The 20155-nt window shown below is 70.8% G+C and carries 22 protein-coding genes and 1 pseudogene; 11 read left to right on the plus strand and 12 right to left on the minus strand.

Annotated elements, in window-relative coordinates; translation table 11 throughout:
* Positions 1-387: pseudogene (locus VFO68_RS15410) on the plus strand (GNAT family protein); the annotation flags it as partial.
* Positions 388-575: 188 nt separating this feature from the next.
* Positions 576-1034 carry a hypothetical protein gene (locus VFO68_RS15415; RefSeq protein ID WP_325158970.1) on the plus strand — a complete coding sequence of 153 codons (459 nt, stop codon included), beginning with the start codon at positions 576-578 and terminating at the stop codon, positions 1032-1034.
* Here VFO68_RS15415 and VFO68_RS15420 read toward each other — a convergent pair.
* From VFO68_RS15420 to VFO68_RS15430, 3 genes are all read right to left on the minus strand, one after another.
* Entirely contained in the window at positions 1021-2310 is a 1290-nt protein-coding gene (locus tag VFO68_RS15420; RefSeq protein ID WP_325158971.1) for a serine hydrolase, read from the minus strand. The two genes, VFO68_RS15415 and VFO68_RS15420, sit on opposite strands and share 14 nt — an antisense overlap.
* Before the next feature lie 11 nt (positions 2311-2321).
* The gene (locus VFO68_RS15425; RefSeq protein WP_325158972.1) at positions 2322-2849 is read right to left on the minus strand and encodes a DUF3887 domain-containing protein; all 528 of its coding nucleotides are present in this window, start codon (positions 2847-2849) and stop codon (positions 2322-2324) included.
* 446 nt (positions 2850-3295) lie between these two features.
* Positions 3296-4804: a serine hydrolase domain-containing protein gene (locus VFO68_RS15430; RefSeq protein WP_325158973.1), complete on the minus strand. Its 1509-nt coding sequence runs from the start codon at positions 4802-4804 to the stop codon at positions 3296-3298.
* Positions 4805-4947: 143 nt separating this feature from the next.
* Between VFO68_RS15430 and VFO68_RS15435 the strand changes: the two genes are divergently transcribed.
* From VFO68_RS15435 to hypE, 4 genes are all read left to right on the plus strand, one after another.
* A complete protein-coding gene (locus tag VFO68_RS15435; protein ID WP_325158974.1) occupies positions 4948-6288 on the plus strand; it encodes a wax ester/triacylglycerol synthase domain-containing protein in 1341 nt (446 codons plus the stop codon).
* 98 nt (positions 6289-6386) lie between these two features.
* On the plus strand, positions 6387-6647 hold the full coding sequence (locus tag VFO68_RS15440; protein ID WP_325158975.1) for a HypC/HybG/HupF family hydrogenase formation chaperone: 261 nt from the start codon (positions 6387-6389) through the stop codon (positions 6645-6647).
* Positions 6644-7750: a hydrogenase formation protein HypD gene (hypD, locus tag VFO68_RS15445; RefSeq protein WP_325158976.1), complete on the plus strand. Its 1107-nt coding sequence runs from the start codon at positions 6644-6646 to the stop codon at positions 7748-7750. The genes VFO68_RS15440 and hypD overlap by 4 nt, the downstream gene beginning before the upstream one ends.
* A 70-nt stretch (positions 7751-7820) precedes the next feature.
* Positions 7821-8882, plus strand: a complete 1062-nt coding sequence (hypE, locus tag VFO68_RS15450) for a hydrogenase expression/formation protein HypE (RefSeq protein WP_325158977.1) — start codon at positions 7821-7823, stop codon at positions 8880-8882.
* A 22-nt stretch (positions 8883-8904) separates the two neighbouring features.
* Here the strand turns inward: hypE and VFO68_RS15455 are convergent, their stop codons facing one another.
* From VFO68_RS15455 to VFO68_RS15475, 5 genes are all read right to left on the minus strand, one after another.
* Positions 8905-9033, minus strand: coding sequence for a hypothetical protein (locus tag VFO68_RS15455; RefSeq protein WP_325158978.1), 129 nt, complete (start codon positions 9031-9033; stop codon positions 8905-8907).
* Between the two features lie 170 nt (positions 9034-9203).
* The gene (locus tag VFO68_RS15460) at positions 9204-9407 is read right to left on the minus strand and encodes a hypothetical protein (RefSeq protein WP_325158979.1); all 204 of its coding nucleotides are present in this window, start codon (positions 9405-9407) and stop codon (positions 9204-9206) included.
* 126 nt (positions 9408-9533) lie between these two features.
* A complete protein-coding gene (locus VFO68_RS15465; RefSeq protein ID WP_325158980.1) occupies positions 9534-10055 on the minus strand; it encodes a pyridoxamine 5'-phosphate oxidase family protein in 522 nt (173 codons plus the stop codon).
* A gap of 113 nt (positions 10056-10168) precedes the next feature.
* Positions 10169-10888: a YceI family protein gene (locus tag VFO68_RS15470; RefSeq protein ID WP_325158981.1), complete on the minus strand. Its 720-nt coding sequence runs from the start codon at positions 10886-10888 to the stop codon at positions 10169-10171.
* Positions 10885-11379: a nitroreductase/quinone reductase family protein gene (locus VFO68_RS15475; protein ID WP_325158982.1), complete on the minus strand. Its 495-nt coding sequence runs from the start codon at positions 11377-11379 to the stop codon at positions 10885-10887. The genes VFO68_RS15470 and VFO68_RS15475 overlap by 4 nt, the downstream gene beginning before the upstream one ends.
* A gap of 92 nt (positions 11380-11471) precedes the next feature.
* On the opposite strand from VFO68_RS15475, the gene VFO68_RS15480 reads away from it, so the two are divergent.
* Positions 11472-12371: a TetR/AcrR family transcriptional regulator gene (locus tag VFO68_RS15480; protein WP_325158983.1), complete on the plus strand. Its 900-nt coding sequence runs from the start codon at positions 11472-11474 to the stop codon at positions 12369-12371.
* Here the strand turns inward: VFO68_RS15480 and VFO68_RS15485 are convergent.
* From VFO68_RS15485 to VFO68_RS15495, 3 genes are read right to left on the minus strand one after another with little or no spacing between them, the layout of a single operon-like run.
* On the minus strand, positions 12346-13758 hold the full coding sequence (locus VFO68_RS15485; RefSeq protein WP_325158984.1) for an NAD(P)(+) transhydrogenase (Re/Si-specific) subunit beta: 1413 nt from the start codon (positions 13756-13758) through the stop codon (positions 12346-12348). The two genes, VFO68_RS15480 and VFO68_RS15485, sit on opposite strands and share 26 nt — an antisense overlap.
* On the minus strand, positions 13755-14039 hold the full coding sequence (locus tag VFO68_RS15490; protein ID WP_325158985.1) for an NAD(P) transhydrogenase subunit alpha: 285 nt from the start codon (positions 14037-14039) through the stop codon (positions 13755-13757). Before VFO68_RS15490 ends, VFO68_RS15485 begins: the two co-directional genes overlap by 4 nt.
* Positions 14029-15132: an NAD(P) transhydrogenase subunit alpha gene (locus VFO68_RS15495; protein WP_325158986.1), complete on the minus strand. Its 1104-nt coding sequence runs from the start codon at positions 15130-15132 to the stop codon at positions 14029-14031. Before VFO68_RS15495 ends, VFO68_RS15490 begins: the two co-directional genes overlap by 11 nt.
* Before the next feature lie 106 nt (positions 15133-15238).
* Here VFO68_RS15495 and VFO68_RS15500 point away from each other — a divergent pair, with 106 nt between their 5' ends.
* Genes VFO68_RS15500 through VFO68_RS15515 form a run of 4 tightly spaced genes read left to right on the plus strand, consistent with a single transcriptional unit; the run spans position 15239 to position 19743 of the window.
* Positions 15239-15820, plus strand: coding sequence for a 2-oxoacid:acceptor oxidoreductase family protein (locus VFO68_RS15500; RefSeq protein WP_325158987.1), 582 nt, complete (start codon positions 15239-15241; stop codon positions 15818-15820).
* A gap of 53 nt (positions 15821-15873) precedes the next feature.
* The gene (locus VFO68_RS15505) at positions 15874-17097 is read left to right on the plus strand and encodes a transketolase C-terminal domain-containing protein (RefSeq protein WP_325158988.1); all 1224 of its coding nucleotides are present in this window, start codon (positions 15874-15876) and stop codon (positions 17095-17097) included.
* 7 nt (positions 17098-17104) lie between these two features.
* The gene (locus VFO68_RS15510) at positions 17105-18109 is read left to right on the plus strand and encodes a thiamine pyrophosphate-dependent enzyme (RefSeq protein ID WP_325158989.1); all 1005 of its coding nucleotides are present in this window, start codon (positions 17105-17107) and stop codon (positions 18107-18109) included.
* The gene (locus VFO68_RS15515) at positions 18106-19743 is read left to right on the plus strand and encodes an NAD(P)-binding protein (protein ID WP_325158990.1); all 1638 of its coding nucleotides are present in this window, start codon (positions 18106-18108) and stop codon (positions 19741-19743) included. Before VFO68_RS15510 ends, VFO68_RS15515 begins: the two co-directional genes overlap by 4 nt.
* Before the next feature lie 43 nt (positions 19744-19786).
* Here the strand turns inward: VFO68_RS15515 and VFO68_RS15520 are convergent, their stop codons facing one another.
* Positions 19787-20095: a putative quinol monooxygenase gene (locus VFO68_RS15520; RefSeq protein ID WP_325158991.1), complete on the minus strand. Its 309-nt coding sequence runs from the start codon at positions 20093-20095 to the stop codon at positions 19787-19789.
* Between the last annotated feature and the right edge of the window lie 60 nt (positions 20096-20155).

Here is a 20155-nt window from a genome sequence, read left to right on the forward strand (position 1 = left end):
GCCTGGGCGGACGACCCGAGGGCCGACCCCGAACACCGGACCGCGGCGGCCATCCCGCCCGCGGTGCACCGCGCCAGCCTGCTCGACCCGGTGACGCATGCGTTGCTCGGTGCGGCGAGTTGGCACGCCGTCGAGCATGGCGGCTGTGCCGCCTGGAAGATCCGGATCACCCCGTACTCCTCCGGCGACACCACCGCCGCCTACCGGCTCCTGACCGACCATCTGTTCGCGACCACGCCGATCGACCGCATCGAGGCCACCGCGAGCGCCGACGACAGCCGCACCCGCCAGGCCCTCGAGGGCGCGTCGTTCCGCTTCGAAGGCGTGCTGCGGTCCGGCGCGGCCACGGATCTGGTGCTCTACGGCCTGCTCCGCGCCGACCGGTAACCGTCGTTTTCCCGCGGCTGCTGCGCTCGGGCTAGCTGTCCCGCGCGGACGGCGGTTGACCACGATCCGGACCGGGAGATAAAACGGCGACCGGGGGGAAGATGACGGTCGCCGAAGGAGCATTCGTATTGGACACCCCGCCGGAACATCCGCGGTATTGGTTGGTCTTCGCGTCGGACTGGCCCTCGATGTTCGACACCATGGCGCAGGCCGCACACGCCATCGCGCCGCCCTGCGTGCCGCGGGCCGACCTACCCAAGGATGTCGGACAGCTACTGGGTTTCGCCGACCTCTACGTCCGCGAGCACCCGGGCCAGCGAGTGGTCTGGATCAGCGACATCTCCCGGTGGCTGGAGAGCAAGGACAGCAGCTTTCTCAAACTCGGCATCGACTGGCAGAACGCCGTGTCCACAATTCCCACCCTCCCGATACCGGCATTGACGATGACAATTAGCAAACGCGCGCACAGCCTTCTGACCGACTCCTCCCGGCACGGCCTGACCGTCCGCTACCCCGACGCCCCCGCCGAACGCCTGACCAACAAGGAACGGCACGCCATCCACGAAGCCTTCGCCCACCAACTCACCAGCGACTGGCCCACCTACATCCGGGCCCGCACCGGATCAGCCCCGGTTACGGGTTCATGAGCTGAAAGGCGCCCTTGATGATGGCCAGGCTCCGGCCGACGGTGCGGTCGGCGTCGAGCGCAGCGTTGGGGTCGGAGATCATCAGACTGGTGACGAAGGTGTCGCCGGTGCTGGTGCCGGTGAGGTAGTTGAGCGTGAGCACGCCGGGTTCGCTGCCGCCCTTGAACCACACCGTGGGGAAGCGGGACCGGTCCAGTCCCAGGCCGCCGTCGTTGAGGGACAGGGCGTGGTCGATCTCCGGCTGGTTCTGGCGCCGCAGCCCGGAGAACGCCCGGCAGATGTCGGCCGGGGAGCCGAACCATTCGATCTCGTCGATCTTCTCCGGAGCCGTCCAGCCGGCGAGTCCGGTCAGCGGCAGGCGTTCCAGCCGCGTCACGGCCGCGGGCCTGGCCCAGCGGGGCAGCGCGAGGTAGGCCTCCGCCCGGGCCGGATACTCGGCGGCCTTGAGCTCGAAGAACGCTTTCGTGGTCAGGAACGGGATGTTGGCCGCCGGCCGCCGGTTGCCGAACAGGAACAGCTGCAGCTGCACCGTTTCGCGCCCGAGCCGGTGGATCAGGTGGTCGGTGGCGGTGTTGTCGCTGATCGAGATCATCTTGTCGGCGTACTCGGCGAGGGTCAGCCGGGTGCCCGCCGGCTCATCCTGCAGGACCCCGGAGGGCAGGCTCTTCCAGTCGTCCCGGATCGCCAACTCCTCGGTCCACGCCGTCCGGCGGGTGGCCACGGCGGTCCCCAGCGCCCCGAGCACGTACAGCTTGAACGCCGACCCGAGCGGCCGCTGCACGTTTCCGTCGATCTCGTGCACGGCGCGGCAGCGCCCGTCCCGGCCCACCCGCGACGCGGTGAACGACACCCGGGCGCCGAGCCCGGCCAGCCGCTCGTCCACCGCCGGCCAGGACGTGGGCGGCGGATCGTGGAAGGTGACGTGGATCCCGTCGAGCAGACCGGCGGCGTCGACATGCACCTCGAGGAGGTAGTCGCCGGCCGGACCGCTCACCCGCGCCACGACGTGATCCGGTTGCACCGTAAGGATTTCGGCGAGCGTGAGCCGGCCAAGCCGAGCCAGCGCGGCGTTGATCCCGGCCGGGCCGCCGGCCGCGGCCAGCAGCTCGCTCGACACGTGTTCGCGGATTTCCTCTTCACTGACCGGAACTCGGCCCGACGCCGACACCACCCAGTCCAGTTGCCGCTCGGCGGTCGGGGCCGCGGCCCACGCCGCGGGCGCACCCAGGAGTGCGACGAGGACGGTCACGCAGACCGTCACCAGGTGTCTGGACATGTGTTCCCCCTTCATCGATCGACCGGCCGGATCCACAACCCGGCCACCTGGCCGCCGGCGCGGTAGGTCACCTGCACGTTCCGTTCGCCCGCCTCGAAGTACAGGGGCACGTCGACGGTCGTGTAGTCCGTCGTGGCCACAACCACCGGCTCGCCCATGCGCTCGTAGCGGCCGACCTGGCTGGCGGTCTGGGTCCAGGCCAGCTCGATCAGGTCCTCGTCGACCGCCTCGAGCATCCGCTCGTCGAAGTCCCGGCGAACGTCGTTCCACCGGCACTCGATGACCGCGATCACCAGATCCTCGGCCCGCCGCGCCGCGTCGGGCAGCGCGGGCTCGCCCAGCGGTGTTCCGGTGCGCGGATCGAGGGCGCGGCCGAACCGCTGGAAGGCCGCCTGCCGGCTGGTGCCGAGCAGGTCGCCGATCTCCTGCCAGGTGTGCCCTGCGCTTCTGGCCGACTCGACCGCCGCCCGCAGCTCGGCCTCCGCGCCGCGGACCATCCGCAACGCCCCGCTCACCGCAACCAACGGATCACTCAGCACGCTGTCAACAATCGCTTGACGCGACCCCTCTGTCAACCCATCCTTGACACGCGCCCGCATCCGCCGCGCCCGACTACGACACGTCGAACCACAATACCGACGAATCCGCCCAGTCCCACTACGCGCCGGCAACCCCCGCCCACACACCAAACACTCCACCCTCAGCACCCTACAGCACGAAACCCTAAAAACGTGCCCCACCCCAGCACGAAACGGGTGGCGGGGCCGGCGAGCAGGGTTCGTCCAGAGCCGAGTGGACCAACCCGGGGTCCCCCTGCCATCGCGCCCAGCGCCGGGTCAGCAGGAGCTGGCACCGTGGGGGGTTTGGGGGGCCGGCGAGGCAGCGAAGCTGCCGAGCAGGGTTGTCCAGAGTCGAGTGGGCGCAGCAGGATTTGAACCTGCGAGATGCACATCAGCCGCCACCCCGTCCTGGCAGTCCTCCACCGTCAAACCGGCACGTCGGTTGTGCGGCAGGGGCGGTGGCGTCGGTGCCAGCGGGTGGCCAGAGTGGCGAGGGTGGCGAGGGCCCAGAGTCGGGGGGTGGTGGCGGGTGGTCGCTTGTGGAGGGTCAGTGGTAGCAGGTCGAGGTGAACCTTGTTGGGGGTGAAGAGGATGCGGGCGGTGCCGATGCCGTAGCGGGTGAGGTCGATGCGGTAGGCGTAGGGGTCGGTGGGGTCGTCGGGGTGCAGGGCGAGGCCGCGGTAGAGGGTGGGGATGGGAGTCAGGACGCGGAGCCGGAGTTGGTCGCCGCGGGTGAAGACCTCGACGCCGGCGCCGACCATTTCGCGGGCGCGGGCGTCGGTGAGGCGAGCGGGTAGCTGGTACCGGCCACACAGCTCGGGCCAGATCTCGGGGCGGTGCGGGATGTCGGTGCGGATCGCCTCGCTCGGAACGCCGAGCAGGTGGTTGAGCAGGCCGGCGGTTTCGCCGGGGAGCCAGAGCATGGCCGCCCTGGCTCCGTTGGTGAAGGCCATGACGGCGAGTCCGGCATCGGGTGCGACGAAGATCTGTGAGTTGAAGCCGGGCAGGATGCCGCCGTGTTCGACGATCGCGTGGCCGCCGGTGGTGCCGCGCCAGAAACCCAGTCCGATGCCGGGAATGCGTGGGTCGGGTTGGTAGTGGGGTTCGAACATGGTGGCCAGCGTGGCCGGTTTGAGCACCTGGCCGAACTCGTTGGCGCCGCCGCCGAGCAGTGCGGCCAGGTAGCGGGCCATGTCGCTGGGGGTGGAGTAGACGGAGGATGCGGCCGCGGGCACCATCTCGTAGTCGGCGACCCGCCTGGGACCGTGGGGGCCGAGGGTGTAGCCGGTGGCCAGGCGGTCCTTGATGCGGGTGGAGCGGACGAGGTCGGTGTCGGTCATGCCCAGAGGTTGGAAGATGTGCTCGCGGAAGTACCGGTCGAGCGGTTCCCGGCTGATGTCCTCGACGATCTGACCGAGAGTGGCGAAGCCGTGGTCGGTGTAGACGAACCGGGTACCCGGCTCGGACTGGATGCGCAGCCGGCCCCGGTAGTACTCGGTCAGTGCCGGCACCGGTGCTCCGGCCGGCACGGTCTCCCCGAACAGCCGGCGGAGCAGGTCGCTGGGATGGACGACCTCGGGGATGCCGGACGTGTGGGTGAGCAGGTGGCGCACGGTCGCGGGCCGGAAGAAGGCTTTTGCAGGGACCAGCCGGTAGGCGCGCAGGTAGTCGGCGGCAGGGGCGTCGAGGTCGATCAGGCCCTGCTCCCACAGTTGCAGAACGGCGATCGCGGTGACGGTCTTGGTGATCGAGGCGATCCGGAAGACGGTGTCCTCGGTGATGGGCGCGCGTGAGTCGACGTCGGCGACCCCGTGGGCGTGGAAGTACTCCAGAGATCCGTTGCGCACGACGCCGATCGCCAGACCGACGGCGGGACGGCGGTTGAGGATCGCGTTGACCCTGGCGGTGATCTCGAGTGGATCGGTCTCAGACATGGCTCCTCCTGGTGGGTCCAGCACCGACGCTGCTCTGCTCCGGGCGCGGAGAAAGGAGTCGATCGGCTCGGATCGGCGGGTCGAACGTCCCTGGCTTGCCTGCCGGTGACGCCACACGCTGGCGGGGAAAGGGGGTGCCGGTGATGGAGCGACTCGGCGCCGAGGATCTGCTCATGCTGTGGCCGGATGCGGCCTGGCCCCAGGAGATCGGTGCGCTTGCCGTGCTCGACGGCGCGGCCCTGTTCGAGCCCGGCGGCCGGTTCCGGATCGAGGCGGTGCGGGCAGCCGTCCAGGCCCGCCTGCACCTGGCCCCACGGTTGCGGCAGGTGCTTGCTGTGCCGCGGCGCGGGCTGGGCGGTCCGTTGTGGACCGATGCCCCGTCCTTCGACATCGCCCAGCATGTGCGGGTTGTCCCACTCACGGCGCCGGGCGACGAGGGCACGCTGCTGTCGGCGGTCGAACGGCTGTGCCGCCACCGGTTGGACCGCTCGCAGCCGTTGTGGCAGCTGTGCTTCCTGCCGGGCCTGCCCGGGCGCCGGGTCGGCCTGTTCATCAGGCTGCACCACGTCCTCGCCGACGGTGTCGCGGGAATCGCCACCATCGGCGCCCTGCTCGACACCGCTACCGTGGCACCGGTCCCGCCGTGGGCGCCGGCACCGCAACCGGCGGCTTGGGAACTGTTCGTCGACAACCTCCAGCGGCACAGGGACAAGCTGCGCGCGACGCTCGCTCACCCGGCGCGCGCCGCGCGGCGGCTGCACGCCGCACTGCCACCGGTGCCCACCGGGGCCGCGGCGCCCGCGACCAGCCTGAACCGCTTCGCCGGACCGGACCGGTCGCTGGCTCTGGTCCGGGCCGATCTCAAGGCGGTCAAGCGGATAGCGCATGCGCACGGCGGCACCGTCAACGACGTGCTGCTGGCGGTCACCGCTGGTGGCCTGGCCGCGCTGCTGCGCGGCCGGGGAGAACGGGTCGACGGACTGAACCTGCCGGTCTACGTGCCGGTCTCGCTGCGCCCGGAACCGGACCGCGCTCAGGCGCGGGGAAACCTGATCGGGCAGATGGTGGTTCCGCTGCCGGTCGGGATCGCCGACCCAGGCCTGCGGCTGTACCGCATCGCCGCGGAAACCACCGTCCGCAAGGCGATGAGCCATCCTCCGCTGGGCAGCGCGTTCGGCGGCCGGATCGCCCGGCGCGCCCTGCTGTCCGTTCTGGACCGCTACCCGGTGAACGTGACCACGGCCGACCTGACCGGCCCACCGCGACCGGTCTCCCTGGCCGGGGCACGCCTGCTCGAGGTGTTCCCGATCCTGCCGCTGATCGCGAACGTCGCCCTCGGCGTCGGCGCACTGTCCTACACCGACCAGTTCGCCATCGCCGTGACCGCCGACCGGGACGCTTATCCCGATCTCGACGTCTTCACGACAGGTCTGCGGGAGCAGCTCGCGGTGCTCGACCGGTCAGTCCCGGTGGCGCAGCGCTGAAGCTGACCGGGTGGTCCAGGCCGATCTGATCCACTCGGGACCTTGGTCTCTGCCGCGGTCGCCGGATGGCGTGCCAGCGTGTGGGTATGTGTCTTGGTGTGCCTGGGCGGATCCTCGATGTGGAGGTGCCGGCGGATCGGCCGGATCTGCGCACGGGAACGGTGGATTTCGGTGGGGTACGGCGCACGGTGTGCCTGGCCTACACGCCGGAGGCCGGGGTGGGTGACTACGTGATCGTGCATGTGGGGTTCGCGATCACAGTGGTCGACGAGGACGAGGCGGCGCGGACGCTGGCGGTGCTGCGGGCCATGCCCGGCGCGTTGGAGACCGAGCTGGGGCCGGCGGCGAGCGCGTCGTGAAGTACCTGGCGGAGTACCGCGATCCGGAGCTGGCTCGGCGGTTGCTGGGTGAGTTGCGGGCGGTCGCGACCCAGCCGTGGGCGATCATGGAAGTCTGCGGTGGGCAGACGCACACCCTGGTGCGACAAGGCATCGACGAACTGCTGCCGGCGGGGATCCGGATGGTGCACGGTCCCGGCTGCCCGGTGTGTGTCACGCCGCTGGAGATGGTCGACAAGGCGGTGGCGATCGCCGGACGGCCCGGGGTGATCTTCACAAGCTACGGGGACATGCTGCGGGTGCCGGGCACGACCGGGGATCTGCTGGGGGTGAAGGCCCGCGGTGGTGACGTCCGGGTGGTGTACTCGCCGTTGGAGGCGGTGCGGATCGCTGCGGAGCACCCGGACCGGCAGGTGGTGTTCTTCGCGGTGGGGTTCGAGACCACCGCGCCGGCCAACGCGATGGCCGTGCTGCGCGCGTCCCGGGCCGGGCTGGCGAACTTCAGCATGCTGGTCAGCCATGTGCTGGTGCCACCTGCGATCACCGCGATCCTGGACGCGCCGGACAACGAGGTGCGGGCATTCCTGGCCGCCGGGCACGTGTGCGCGGTGATGGGTTTCACCGAGTACGAGCCGATCGCCGCCCGGTACCGGGTGCCGATCGTGGTCACCGGGTTCGAGCCGCTGGACCTGCTGGAGGGGATCCTGATGGCCGTGCGGCAGCTCGAGACGGGCCGCGCGGCGGTGGAAAACCAGTACGCTCGCGCCGTCCGGCGATCGGGCAACCCGGCCGCGCAGGCGGCGGTGGCCGAAGTGTTCGAGGTGACCGGCCGGGCCTGGCGCGGGATCGGACCGATCCCGGCCAGCGGGTTGCGCCTGGCCGGGGCGTTCACCGACTTCGATGCCGAGACCCGGTTCGCCACCGGCACGATCGCGGTGCGGGAGAACCCGGAGTGCATCGCCGGGGCGATCCTGCGCGGTACCAAGGTCCCCACCGACTGCACCGCCTACCGGGTGCGCTGCACGCCGCGTACACCGTTGGGCGCACCGATGGTGTCCAGCGAGGGCACCTGCGCGGCCTATCACAACGCCGGCCGCCGGCCGTCCACCGTGGAGGAATCATGAGCGAGCCTGCGAGCGAATCAATATCACAGGGCGTCCGCTCGCGGCGGATCCGAGCCTGCGAGGAGACGACATGAGCGAGCCTGCGAGCGAGTCGTCGACCGCCTTCAGCTGCCCGGTGCCCCGTACCGAGACCGAGGTGGTGCTGCTCGGGCACGGCTCCGGTGGCCAGCTCATGGCCGAGTTGCTCGGCGAGGTCATCACGCCCGCACTGGGAATGCACGGCCCGCTGGAAGATGCCGCGGTGCTCGACCTGGACCGGCCGGAAGTGGTGGTCAGCACGGACAGCTTCGTGGTCACGCCTCGGTTCTTTCCTGGTGGGGACATCGGTTCCCTGGCCGTGCACGGCACGGTCAACGACATCGCAATGCGCGGCGCCCGGCCGGTCGCGCTGACCCTGTCCTACCTCCTCGAGGAGGGCCTGCCGCTGGCCGACCTGCGCCGGATCACCGACTCGGTGGCCGCCGCCGCGGCGGCCGTGGGTGTGCCGGTCGTTGCCGGCGACACCAAGGTGGTCGGGCGCGGCGCGGCGGATGGGATCTACCTGACCACCACGGGCATCGGGGTGCGGTTGCCGGGTGCCGAGGTGAGCGCGGCCTCCGGTCGCCCGGGGGATGTGGTGCTGCTGTCCGGCCCGATCGGCCGGCACGGCACGGCGATCCTGGCCGCCCGGGAGGATCTGGGTTTCGCCGGTGACCTGAGCTCGGACAGCCAGCCGCTGCACCGCCTGGTGGCGGCCATGATCGCGGCCGGTGGCCCGGCCGTGCATGCGCTGCGCGATCCCACCCGCGGCGGTCTGGCCAGCGCGCTCAACGAACTCGCCGCCGCCGCGTCGGTGGCCATCGAGATCACTGAATCCGAGCTGCCCGTGCCGGCGCCGGTCGCGTCGCTGTGCGACCTGCTCGGTCTCGATCCGTTGCACGTGGCCAACGAAGGCTGCCTGGTCGCACTCGTCGCCCCGGACCGGGCCGACGCAGTGCTCACCGCGATGCGCGCCACACCCGAAGGCCAGCAGGCCCAAGAGATAGGCCGGGTCGGTGCCGACCCGGCCGGCTGGGTCACCGCCCGCACCCTGGTCGGCTCGTCGCGGATCGTCGACATGCTCGTGGGCGAGCAGCTGCCCCGCATCTGCTGACCCGGGTTGGGCGGCGAGCGGTCTACTCCGTGCGCCGCCCGCGGTGCAGCACCGTGGCCAGCACGCCGATCACGATCGCCACCGGGATGAAGATGGCGCCGAACCCGGCCGTCGCGAGGGTCAACCCGATCGCGACCACCAGGGGCAGCACCCATCCCACCAGGATCCAACTGTGATCTGCCGGCGGGCGAACAGGACCATCATGCGGGTAACCGGTCATGGCAACCTCCCCGGAACCCAACGGGACTTGACTCGTCCACGATGGACCCCGCACCGCGACGGCCGCCACCGACCAACGTCCCGGCCCGGCACCGCCCATGGTCACCGATCGGGGACCGGTGCGGCGGTCTGATCATGCTGGTAGGTCTCGACCTGCGGGGGTTCGGCCAGAAGGTCCCGCCACCGCCGCAGGTGGTCCCGCATGGTGGGGTCATTGTCCACTCTGGCCTGGTCGCGGTCGTGGGTGTCCTGGTCGTCGTATGCCACGACCTCGATGAACCGGTCCGGGTCGGCGGCGTCCCACATCAGCCGGACCGAATCCCGCCCGGCTGCTCGTAAAACGGGATCGCCTCACGCAGAAACGCGACCAGATCACCGTGCCGGCCCGGCGCCACTCGCCCCCGCAGATGCAGCTCCAACATTCGCGCCACGCTACCGGTCGGCCACCGGGACCGTGGCCCGGGCGGCGGCCGGGTGACGCATCCGTTGCAGGGACACGCCGATCCCGTAGGTGGCGAACCGGCCCTCCGGCGCGATCTCGATGATCGTCGACGATGCGCGGCGCTCGGTGGGCAGCAGGCGCGCCACCCGGCCGGGCAATGCGCCGATCTCCGGTTCGCCCGCCGGACGCACGGTCGCCCTGCCGTGGAAGCTGATCGTGGCCGGCGGAATGGGCATCAGCAGCGACAGCAGGCCGCCCCGACGCACCGGCACGGTCACCGCGACCCGCCCGTCGACCGCGATGTGCCTAGCCTTCCAGCTGTCCGTGGCGACAACCACGTACAGCCGCCGCCCTTCGGCCGCGTACAGCACCCCGCTCGACCGCGGGTCACCGGCCGGCGTGCGATAGCTGATCACTGCGAACGACGACCGCTGGAGCTGCCGCCACACCTGGGTAGCGGTCAGCTGCGGTCCGCGGGTGGGGATCCCAGGCCGCGTGTCCGGTGTCGTCATGATCCCTCCTCGGTCCTGGTTGGACTGTGGCTTCAGTCCAGCGCGGCCAACAGCGGATCGCCACGGCCGAACGTCCCGGGTGCCGCGCCGAAGGTCAGGCACAGCAGCGGGATTCACCGGTGGCGCAGGATGAGGAGGAACTCGGCAGTGCCGTGGTCGGCCAGGTCGCCGAGCGGGCCGTAGCCGGTGGGGCTGGGGATGTTCCACTCGGCGAAGGTGGCCGGGAACGAGCCGGCGGCCGACAAATCGTCGCCGTCCCGACGGGCAGCGATGGTGACGGTGACCGGCCGGGAGATCCCGCGCAGGGTGAGCCGGCCCGCCGCAGTGGCGGTGGCGGTGCCGCCGACGGTGAAAGCCGGGTCCAGGGTGATCGGCTGGGTGAGGGTGATGGTGGCCTGCGGATGGTGTTCGGTGTCCAGACTCAGCGCGAGTTGGGGGGTGACCTGGCCATTGCTGGTGATCGTGGTGAGGTCGACGCGGAAGTCGGCGGCGGTGATCTGGTTGCCGGTGACGGTCAGGGCGCCGGTGACCGCGCGGGTGCGTTGGACGACGTCGCCGGTGACGAACAGGACGGTCTGCTGAATGCGGAACCCGACTTCGGATCCCTCGGCCACGTCCCAGGTTCCCTCGAGCGCGCCGGCCGGCGTGTTCGCCGGTGTCGCCGGCAGCGCCAGCGGGGCGGGAACGGGTGCGAGCTTGACGTAGAGCACCACCGAAGCCACGAGGAGCACGACGACGGCGGTGAGGCCGATGAGGATTCGTCGACCCCAGCGCCGCTTGCGCGCCGGACGGTCACCGGTGGTCGGGATGGTGGAAGCGGTCGTGCTGGTCATGTCGGCCGTCCTTGGTCGTGGTGGTTGGAGAGAACCTGGAAGACGGGGTAGCTGGCGGCGATGGCGTCGAACTCGGCCAGGGCCGCGTGCTGGTCGACCGGCAGGTGCGGGCGCGCGCCGGGCACCTTCGCCAGGTAGCGCTTGAGGATCGGGGCCCGGTCGGTGACCGGCACCTCGATCAGCCGGCATGCCAGGGCCTGGCGGCGACGCAGCACCACCAGGCCGTCGGCGGCGCGGACGTTGCGGACCCAGTCGCACCGCTCACCGAGCATCGACACCAGGTACCACTGGCCGTTCCAGTCGGCCATGCCCAGGGGGAACCGGGCCAGGCGCCCGGAGCGGCGGCCGGGCACCTCGAGCGTCACCCAACGGCGGGGCAGCAGCCCCATGGCGTGCACCCGCGCCCAGAACCGGGCGAACCGGCGTGCGGTGGTGTCACCTCGGCCGCCGACGTACATGGCACGCAGGCGCTCGGCGGAATAGGGCCACATGGTTCGCCTCCTCTCGCGGGATCCCCACTACACTTATGTCAGACATGAAACTTGGGACACAGAGTCCAAAGTCCTAATAAGGGAGTGCCGCGATGCGGGACGGCACACCGGCTCCTACCGGCCTGGGGCGCAGAAGCAGGCGGCTCTCCGAGGAGGAGACCGAGCGGCGGATGCTCGACGCGGCGCAGGCCATGGTCAACCGCACCGGGCTGACCGTGAGTCTGGACCATCTCAGCTTCGAGGACGTCATCCGCGAGGCCGGCGTCGCCCGCAGCGCGGTCTACCGCCGCTGGCCCTACAAGGACCTGTTCTTCACCGACCTGGTCGCCGAGCTGGCCAGGGCGGCAATTCCCTCCCCCGCCGACAACGCGGCGATACTCGCACTGATCAGGAAGGTCGTGGCCGAGCACACCGACCGGCTGGCCACAGGCGAGGGACGCCACAGCGTCGTGCTCGAGCTGTTCCGCCAGGCCGCGCTGTACGACTTCCAGACGCTCTACGGCTCCCCACAGTGGCGCACCTACCTCGCCCTGCACGCGACCTTCGACAGCCTCGCCGACGGCCAGCTGCGCGACCAGATCCAGCGCACCTTGGCCGAATCCGAACAGGGCTTCATCACCCGGGTCGCCGCCGCCTGGCAAAAGGTCGCCGAGCTGTTCGGTTACCGCCTGCGCCCCGAGCTGGCCGCCGGCTACGACACCATCGCCACCCTGGCCAGCGCCACCGCCCGGGGCCTGATCCTCATGGCGCTGTCCACCCCTGAACTGGCCACCCACCAGACCACGGCAAAACCTTTCGGAGCAACCGAAACCCGCGACTGGTCACTGCCCGCACTGGGCCTGGCCAGCATCGCCTCCGCCTTTCTCGAACCCGACCCCACCGTCAGCTGGACAGACGATCGGATCGGCGCCATCCGGCACTCGATCGACGATCTGCAACTGCCCGGTCCAGCGGACCCGACCGCACCTACCGCCGGCCCGCCAGGGTCTTGAGCGCCACCAGGAGCGATACGGCGGCGTTCTTGGCGTCGGCGAAAAGCATGGCGGTCTTGGGGTTGGTGTAGAGCTCGTTGTCGATTCCGGCGTAGCCGTGGCCCATCGAGCGTTTGATGACGATGATGCTTCTGGCCCGGTCGACGTCGAGGATCGGCATGCCGGACACGGCGTTGCCGGGGCGGCGGGCGGCGGGGTTGGTGACGTCGTTGGCGCCCACCACGAGCGCCACGTCGGCCCGGGCGAACTCCGGGTTGATCTCGTCCATGTCCTTCAACTGCGGGTAGGGCACGTTCGCGTCGGCCAGCAGCACGTTCATGTGGCCGGGCATGCGTCCGGCGACCGGGTGGATGGCGAAGCTGACCTCGACGCCGCGGTCCTCGAGGAAGCGCGCGAGCTCGCTGATCTCGTGCTGCGCCTGGGCGGCCGCCAGACCGTAGCCGGGCACGATGATCACCTTGCCGGCGTAGGCGAGCTGGATCGCGGCGTCCTCGGCGGTGGTCTGGTGGACCGCGCCAGATGCCGCGCCCCCGGCCGGACCCGTGTCGCCGGTGCCGAATCCGCCGGCCATGACCGCGAAGACCGAGCGGTTCATCGCGTCGGCCATCAGCTTGGTGAGGATGCCGCCGGACGCGCCGACCAGTGCTCCGGCGATGATCAGCAGCACGTTGCCGATGGCGAACCCGGCCATGGCCACCGCGATCCCGGTGCACGCGTTGAGCAGCGACACCACGACCGGCATGTCCGCGCCCCCGATGGGCAGCACCATCATGACGCCGAACACCGCGGCCACACCGAGCACGACGGCGAGCGCGGCGACGCTGGCCGGGTCGGCGGCGAGCCACACCGCCCCGGCGACGAGCACGGCCGCCAGCCCGGCGATGACCGCGCGCGCACCGGGGAACAGCAGCGGCCGGCCGGGCACCCATCCCTGCAACTTCCCGGCCGCGACAAGGGATCCGGTGAACGTCACGGTGCCGATCAGGATGTCGAGCGAACCCGCCACCGCGGTCGTCGCCGACACCCCGGCCGCCCGGTGCTCGATCAGGTCGACCGCGGCGAGCAGTGCCGCCGCGCCGCCGCCCACGGCGTTGAACAGGCTCACCAGTTGCGGCATCGCGGTCATCGCCACGGTGCGGGCGGCGTACATGCCAGGCCCCGCGCCGGCCAGCACCCCGGCGGCCAGCACGGTCCATCCGGTCGCGGTCATGCCACCGCGCGTGGCGAGCAGGACCACCGTGGCCAGCACGGCGGCCGCCATTGCGCCGGCGGAGAGCAGGTTGCCCCGCCGGGCGGTGGCGGGTGAGTTCATCTCGTGCAGGCCGAGCACGAAACACGCGGCGGCGCCCACATAGATCAGCCGGACCACCGACTCCACGGCGGTCATGACCGGGTCCGGAACATGTGCAGCATCCGGTCGGTGACCAGGTAGCCGCCGACCACGTTCATCGCGGCGAAGGCCACCGCCACGAACGAGAGCGCGTAGCCGGCCGGGGTGCGGGCCTCCGCCGTGACCATCATCGCGCCGATGAGCACGATGCCGTGCACCGAGTTGGCGCCGGACATCAGCGGCGTGTGCAGGGTGGGCGGCACCTTGCTGATCACCTCGTAGCCGACCAGCAGGGCGAGCACGAAGATCGTCAGGTCGGTCAGCAGCTCAGCACTCATGGCGGAGTTCTCCTTCGTGCGCGACCACGATGGCGTCCTGGATCTCGTCGGTCAGGTCGATCCGCGGCTGCCCGCCGGGACACAGCTGGGCGAGGGTGGCCTGGATGTTTCGGGCGTAGGCGGTCGACGCGGCGGCGGACTGCGCGGCGGCGAGGTTGCCGGCGCCGATGATCGTCACCCCGTCGACGACAGTCGCCGTGTCCGGTTTGGACAGTGCGACGTTGCCACCGAGCGGGCCGGCTGCCGTGTCCACCACGACCGAGCCCGGGCGCATCTTCTTGATCGCTTCCTCGGTCACCAGGACCGGCGGTTTGTGACCCGGCAGCCCGGCGGTGGTGATCACCACGTCGGCGTCGCCGATCGCGGTGCGCAGCGCCTGCTGTTGGGTCTCGCGCTCTTCGTCGGTCAGCTCCCGGGCGTACCCGCCGGCCCCGCCGCCGTTCGGACCACCGGGCAGGTCGAGGAACCGGGCGCCGACCGACCGCACCTCGTCCCGGGCATCGGGGCGGACGTCATAGCCGGTAACGACGGCGCCGAGTCGCCGGGCCGTGCCCATTCCCTGCAACCCGGCTACGCCGGCGCCCAGCACGAGCACGCTTGCCGGGCGCACCGTGCCGGCGGCGGTGACCAGCATCGGGAAGTAGCCGCCATAGGCGTTGGCCGCGACCAGGACCGCCTTGTAGCCGACCACGGTGGCCTGCGAGGTCAGCGCGTCCATCGTCTGCGCGCGGGACAGCGTGCGCGGCAACAGGTCCAGGCTGACCACGGTTGCCCCCGCCTGGGCCCACGCGCGTAGCTGCTCGGCCCGCTCGTGCGGCCGGAGCAGGCCGACCAGCAGTTGTCCACGGCGCGGTTCCAGGCCGTCGGGCGGGCCGACGCAGACGATCGCGTCGGCCTCCCGGCATATCTCCGCCCGGGAGACCAACCTCGCACCCTGGGCGTCATACGCGCTGTCCGGAAAGTTCGCCGGCGCTCCGGCGCCGGTCTCGACGAGCACCTCGGCGCCGGTCGCCGACAACGTGGCGACCACGCCGGGCACCAGCGCCACGCGCCGCTCGCCCGGCGCCCGCTCCTTCAGCACACCGATCTTCATGGTTTCAGCCTCGTCAACGCCGGGTTCCGGCCGAAGGGTCCAAGGGCCGCACATGTGGGACCTTTGGTACCTGGAGCGCCGCCGGGGGCCGTCGTTTGATGGGTTCATGTTCGAGGTGCGAATACATGGCCGAGGCGGGCAGGGTGTGGTGACCGCCGCGGAACTGCTTTCGGTCGCGGCGTTTCTGGAGGGCCGGCACGCCCAGGCGTTCCCCAGCTTCGGTTCGGAGCGCACCGGCGCGCCGGTGGTCGCCTACTGCCGCATCGCCGAGAAGGAGATCCGCACCCGGGAGCCGATCGTCGCGCCGGATGCCCTGATCGTTCAGGATCCGACGCTGCTGCACCAGGTGGCGGTGTTCGAGGGTCTTCGGCCGGACGGCTACCTCCTGATCAACTCCGGGCAACCGGTGGCCGAGCTGGGTATCGGCGAGGTGACCTCGGGGCTGCGTCCCGAGCGGCTGCTCGTGGTGCCGGCAACCGCACTGGCTCAACGGATTCTGGGCCGACCGGTACCCAACGCCGTGCTGCTCGGGGGTTTCGCCGCGGCCAGCGGGGTCGTGTCGATCGGATCGGTGACCGCGGCCATCCGCGAACGGTTCTCCGGCTCGCTCGCCGAGCGCAACGTCGCGGCCGCCGAGGAGGCGTTCACCTTCGTCCGCGACGAGATCGGAGAGATCGCTCATGCTTAGCAACCTTCTCAGGGGCGCCAGCCATGCTTAGGCAACTAGAGGGATCGCGGGGAGTGGCCGAGGCGGTCGCGTTGTGCCGGCCCGAGGTGATCTGCGCCTACCCCATCTCCCCGCAGACGCACATCGTCGAGCAGCTCAGCGTGCTGGTGAAGTCCGGTGCGCTGTCGCCGTGCGAGTACGTCAACGTCGAGTCGGAGTTCGCCGCCATGTCGGTGGCCATCGGCGCGTCCGCGACCGGCGCCCGGGCCTACACCGCGACGGCCAGCCAGGGCCTGCTCTACATGACCGAGGCGGTGTACAACGCATCCGGGCTCGGCCTGCCGATCGTGATGACCGTCGCGAACCGGGCGATCGGTGCGCCGATCAACATCTGGAACGACCACAGCGACTCGATGTCGGTCCGGGACAGCGGCTGGATCCAGCTCTACGCCGAGACCAACCAGGAGGCGCTGGACCTGCACATCCAGGCGTTCCGGATCGCCGAGGAGTTGTCGCTTCCGGTGATGGTGTGCATGGACGGGTTTGTGCTGACCCACGCCGTCGAGCGCATCGACGTGCCCAGCCAGGAGCAGGTCGACCTGTTCCTGCCGAAATACGAGCCGCGGCAGGTGCTCGACCCGGCCGATCCGGTCTCGATCGGCGCGATGGTCGGACCGGAGGCGTTCACCGAGGTCCGCTACCTGGCCCACGCCAAGCAGATCCAGGCCCTGGACCTCATCCCCGAGGTCTCTGCCGAGTTCGCCGGACTGTTCGGCCGCGACTCCGGCGGACTGGTCCGGCCCTACCGAACGGACGATGCCGAGACCATCGTGGTGGCGCTCGGCTCGGTGCTGGGCACCCTCAAGGACACCGTCGACGAGCTGCGCGCCGAGGGCGAGCGGATCGGGGTGCTCGGCATCACCTCGTTCCGGCCCTTCCCGCTCGATGACGTCCGCGATCATCTGCGCGACGCCAAGCGGGTCGTGGTGCTGGAACGCGCGTTCGCGGTGGGCATCGGCGGCATCGTCTCGGCCAACGTGCGGATGGCCCTGTCCGGACTGCCGATGCACGGCTACACGGTGATCGCCGGACTCGGCGGCCGGGTGATCACTCGGGCCTCGCTGCGCCGCATGATCACCGACGCCACCGCCGACCGGCTCCCGCCACTGTCCTTCTTGGACCTCAACACCGACCTGGTGGAGCGGGAGCTCCACCGCACCAGGCAGACCCGGCGATCCGGGCCGATCGCGGAGAACCTGCTGCGCGACGTCGGCGCGATCGCGGCCCGGATCAGGTGAGGACGCCATGCCCGCACAGATGATCAAGTTCTATCAGACCGGGAGCTTCGCGGTCGGCAACCGACTGCTCGATCCCGAGGCGCGCAGTGTGCAGGCCGACCCGAACCGGGCCAACAGCATCACCTGTGGGCACCGCGCCTGCCAGGGCTGCGGCGAGGCCCTCGGCGCGCGCTACGCCCTGGACGCCGCGATGCGCGCCACCGGCAACCAGCTCATCGCGGTGAACGCCACCGGGTGCCTGGAGGTGTTCTCCACGCCCTATCCGGAGACGTCCTGGCGGCTGGCCTGGCTGCACTCGCTGTTCGGCAACGCGCCTGCGGTGGCCACCGGCGTCGCCGCCGCGCTGAAGGCCAAGGGCCGCACCGACGTCCGGGTGGTCGGCCAGGGCGGCGACGGCGGCACCGTGGACATCGGGTTCGCCTGCCTGTCCGGCATGTTCGAGCGCAACGACGACGTGCTCTACATCTGCTACGACAACCAGGCCTACATGAACACCGGCGTCCAGCGCTCCGGCGCCACGCCCGGCGCGGCCCGCACCGCGACCACCCAGGCGGTCGGGCCGGAGCCTGGCAATGTGTTCGGGCAGGGAAAGAACGCCCCGCTGATCGCGATGGCGCACGAGATCCCTTACGTGGCCACGGCGACCGTGGCCGACCTGCGCGATCTGGAGTACAAGGTGCGGCGCGCCATGGAGTTCCACGGGGCGCGCTACCTGCATGTGCTGGTGCCCTGCCCGCTCGGTTGGGCGGCCTCGGCCGGCGACACCATCCGGCTCGCTCGGCTGGCCAAGGAGTCCGGGCTGTTCCCGGTGCTCGAGGCCGAACGCGGCGAGGTCGTCGCCGTGTCCACGATCCGCAAGCCGGTGCCGGTCGAGGAGTACCTGCGGCTGCAGGGCCGCTACGCACACCTGTTCGGCGAGACTCCGCGGCGCGAGGTCATCGACCGCATCCAGGCCATGGCCGATCGCAACATCCGCCGGTTCGGCCTGCTCGACCAGGAGACCCAGCCATGAAGGACAAGCCGTTCGCGATCACCCTGGACGTAGGTTCCAGCCTGGCCAACAAGACCGGTTCCTGGCGCACCGAGCGACCCGTCTATCTCGACCTGCTGCCACCGTGCAACAACGCCTGCCCGGCCGGGGAGAACGTGCAGCGCTGGCTGTTCCACGCCGAAGAAGGCCACTACGAACAAGCGTGGCGGCAGCTCATGCTGGACAACCCCTTCCCCGCCATCATGGGCCGGGTCTGCTACCGGCCGTGCGAGACCGCGTGCAACCGCGGACAGCTCGACGAGTCGGTCGGCATCAACTCGGTCGAGCGGTTCCTCGGCGACGAGGCCATCCGGCGCAAGTGGACAGTTGAGGTGACCGCACCGCCGTCCGGCAAGCGGGTACTGGTCGTCGGCGCCGGCCCGTCCGGCCTCGCCGCCGCCTACCACCTCACCCTGCTCGGCCACGCCGTGACCATCCGCGACTCCGGCACCCGGCCCGGCGGCATGATGCGCTACGGCATCCCGGCCTACCGGCTCCCCCGCGACGTTCTCGACGCCGAGATCAACCGGATCCTGGCCATGGGCGTCACCCTGGAGACCGGCCGCACCGTCACCGACGTGGAGTCCACCCTGCGCGACGGGGCCTTCGACGCCGTGTTCCTCGCCGTCGGCGCGCACATCGGCCGCCGAGCCGACATCCCGGCCGGGGACAGCGCCCGCATCCTCGACGCCGTCACGCTGCTGCGCGGCATGGAAGACGACGAGCGGCCCATGCTCGGCCGCCGGGTGGTCGTCTACGGCGGCGGCAACACCGCCATGGACGCCGCCCGCACCGCCCGCCGGCTCGGCGCCACCGACGCCGTGGTCGTCTACCGCCGCACCCGCGAACGCATGCCCGCACACGACATCGAGGTCGAGGAGGCGCTTGCCGAAGGGGTGCGGATGCGCTGGCTGTCCACCATCGCGCGGGCCGACGCGGGCACCGTCACCGTGGAGAAGATGCGCCTGGACGAGTCCGGGTTCCCCCAGCCCACCGGAGAGTTCGAAGAACTCGGCGCCGACACCGTGGTGCTCGCCCTCGGCCAGCAAGCCGACCTGTCCCTGCTGGCCGGAGTCGCGGACATCGAACGCGACGGCGCCGACGCCGGCACCGTCAAGGTCACCGCCGGCATGATGACCGGCCACCCCGGAGTCTTCGCCGGCGGCGACATGATCCCCTCCGAGCGCACCGTCACCGTCGCCGTCGGACACGGCAAGAAAGCCGCGAAGAACATCGACGCCTGGCTACGCGGCGCCCAGTACACCCCCGCGCCCAAGCCCGCCCTCGCCTCCCAGGATCGGCTCAACACCTGGTACTACTCCGATGCACCGGCCACCGTCCGGCCCACCCTCGACCTCGCCCGCCGCACCACCACCTTCGACGAAGCCGTCGGCGGCCTGGACGAATCCACCGCCCTGTTCGAAGCCCGGCGCTGCCTGTCCTGCGGCAACTGCTTCGAGTGCGACAACTGCCTGGGCGTCTGCCCCGACAACGCCGTGATCAAGCTCGGCCCCGGCCAGCGCTACGCCATCGACTACGACTACTGCAAAGGCTGCGGAATCTGCGCCGCCGAATGCCCCTGCGGCGCCATCGAAATGCACCCGGAGGAAACCTGAGCACCACGACTCCAACCGGCTACGGGCCTGCCCGACGGCCCGGCTAGCGGTGTGGTCGCGGGTCGTGGCGGTAGGTTTCGACCTGGGGCGGCTCGGCCAGCAGTTCGCGCCAGCGCCGCAGGTAGTCGCTCATCTCGGGGTCGTCGGCGACCCTGGCCTGATCGTCGTCATGGCTTTGCTGATCGGCGTACTCGACGACCTCGATGAACCGGTCGGGGTCTGCGACGTCCCACATGAGCCGGACCCGGATGCCGCCCGGCCGCTCGTAGAACGGTATCGCCTGCCGGAGAAACGCGACCAGGTCCTCGCGCCGCCCCGGCGCCACGCGCCCGCGCAGGTGCAACTCGATCATCCGGCCACGTTACGGGTGGGGCGAGATCACGGGTGGCGCAGGGTGAGCAGGAACTCGGCG

It is taken from the genome of Actinophytocola sp., from assembly GCF_035712165.1.
Taxonomy (GTDB): domain Bacteria; phylum Actinomycetota; class Actinomycetes; order Mycobacteriales; family Pseudonocardiaceae; genus DASYTH01.

Excerpts from the sequence above, each read along its gene's own strand:
- VFO68_RS15415 (WP_325158970.1), top strand. The coding sequence starts at position 576 with ATGTTCGACACCATGGCGCAGGCCGCACACGCCATCGCGCCGCCCTGC.
- VFO68_RS15420 (WP_325158971.1), bottom strand. The coding sequence starts at position 2,310 with ATGTCCAGACACCTGGTGACGGTCTGCGTGACCGTCCTCGTCGCACTC.
- VFO68_RS15430 (WP_325158973.1), bottom strand. The coding sequence starts at position 4,804 with ATGTCTGAGACCGATCCACTCGAGATCACCGCCAGGGTCAACGCGATC.
- VFO68_RS15435 (WP_325158974.1), top strand. The coding sequence starts at position 4,948 with ATGGAGCGACTCGGCGCCGAGGATCTGCTCATGCTGTGGCCGGATGCG.
- hypE (WP_325158977.1), top strand. The coding sequence starts at position 7,821 with ATGAGCGAGCCTGCGAGCGAGTCGTCGACCGCCTTCAGCTGCCCGGTG.
- VFO68_RS15460 (WP_325158979.1), bottom strand. The coding sequence starts at position 9,407 with ATGTGGGACGCCGCCGACCCGGACCGGTTCATCGAGGTCGTGGCATAC.
- VFO68_RS15465 (WP_325158980.1), bottom strand. The coding sequence starts at position 10,055 with ATGACGACACCGGACACGCGGCCTGGGATCCCCACCCGCGGACCGCAG.
- VFO68_RS15470 (WP_325158981.1), bottom strand. The coding sequence starts at position 10,888 with ATGACCAGCACGACCGCTTCCACCATCCCGACCACCGGTGACCGTCCG.
- VFO68_RS15475 (WP_325158982.1), bottom strand. The coding sequence starts at position 11,379 with ATGTGGCCCTATTCCGCCGAGCGCCTGCGTGCCATGTACGTCGGCGGC.
- VFO68_RS15480 (WP_325158983.1), top strand. The coding sequence starts at position 11,472 with ATGCGGGACGGCACACCGGCTCCTACCGGCCTGGGGCGCAGAAGCAGG.
- VFO68_RS15485 (WP_325158984.1), bottom strand. The coding sequence starts at position 13,758 with ATGACCGCCGTGGAGTCGGTGGTCCGGCTGATCTATGTGGGCGCCGCC.
- VFO68_RS15490 (WP_325158985.1), bottom strand. The coding sequence starts at position 14,039 with ATGAGTGCTGAGCTGCTGACCGACCTGACGATCTTCGTGCTCGCCCTG.
- VFO68_RS15495 (WP_325158986.1), bottom strand. The coding sequence starts at position 15,132 with ATGAAGATCGGTGTGCTGAAGGAGCGGGCGCCGGGCGAGCGGCGCGTG.
- VFO68_RS15500 (WP_325158987.1), top strand. The coding sequence starts at position 15,239 with ATGTTCGAGGTGCGAATACATGGCCGAGGCGGGCAGGGTGTGGTGACC.
- VFO68_RS15510 (WP_325158989.1), top strand. The coding sequence starts at position 17,105 with ATGCCCGCACAGATGATCAAGTTCTATCAGACCGGGAGCTTCGCGGTC.
- VFO68_RS15515 (WP_325158990.1), top strand. The coding sequence starts at position 18,106 with ATGAAGGACAAGCCGTTCGCGATCACCCTGGACGTAGGTTCCAGCCTG.
- VFO68_RS15520 (WP_325158991.1), bottom strand. The coding sequence starts at position 20,095 with ATGATCGAGTTGCACCTGCGCGGGCGCGTGGCGCCGGGGCGGCGCGAG.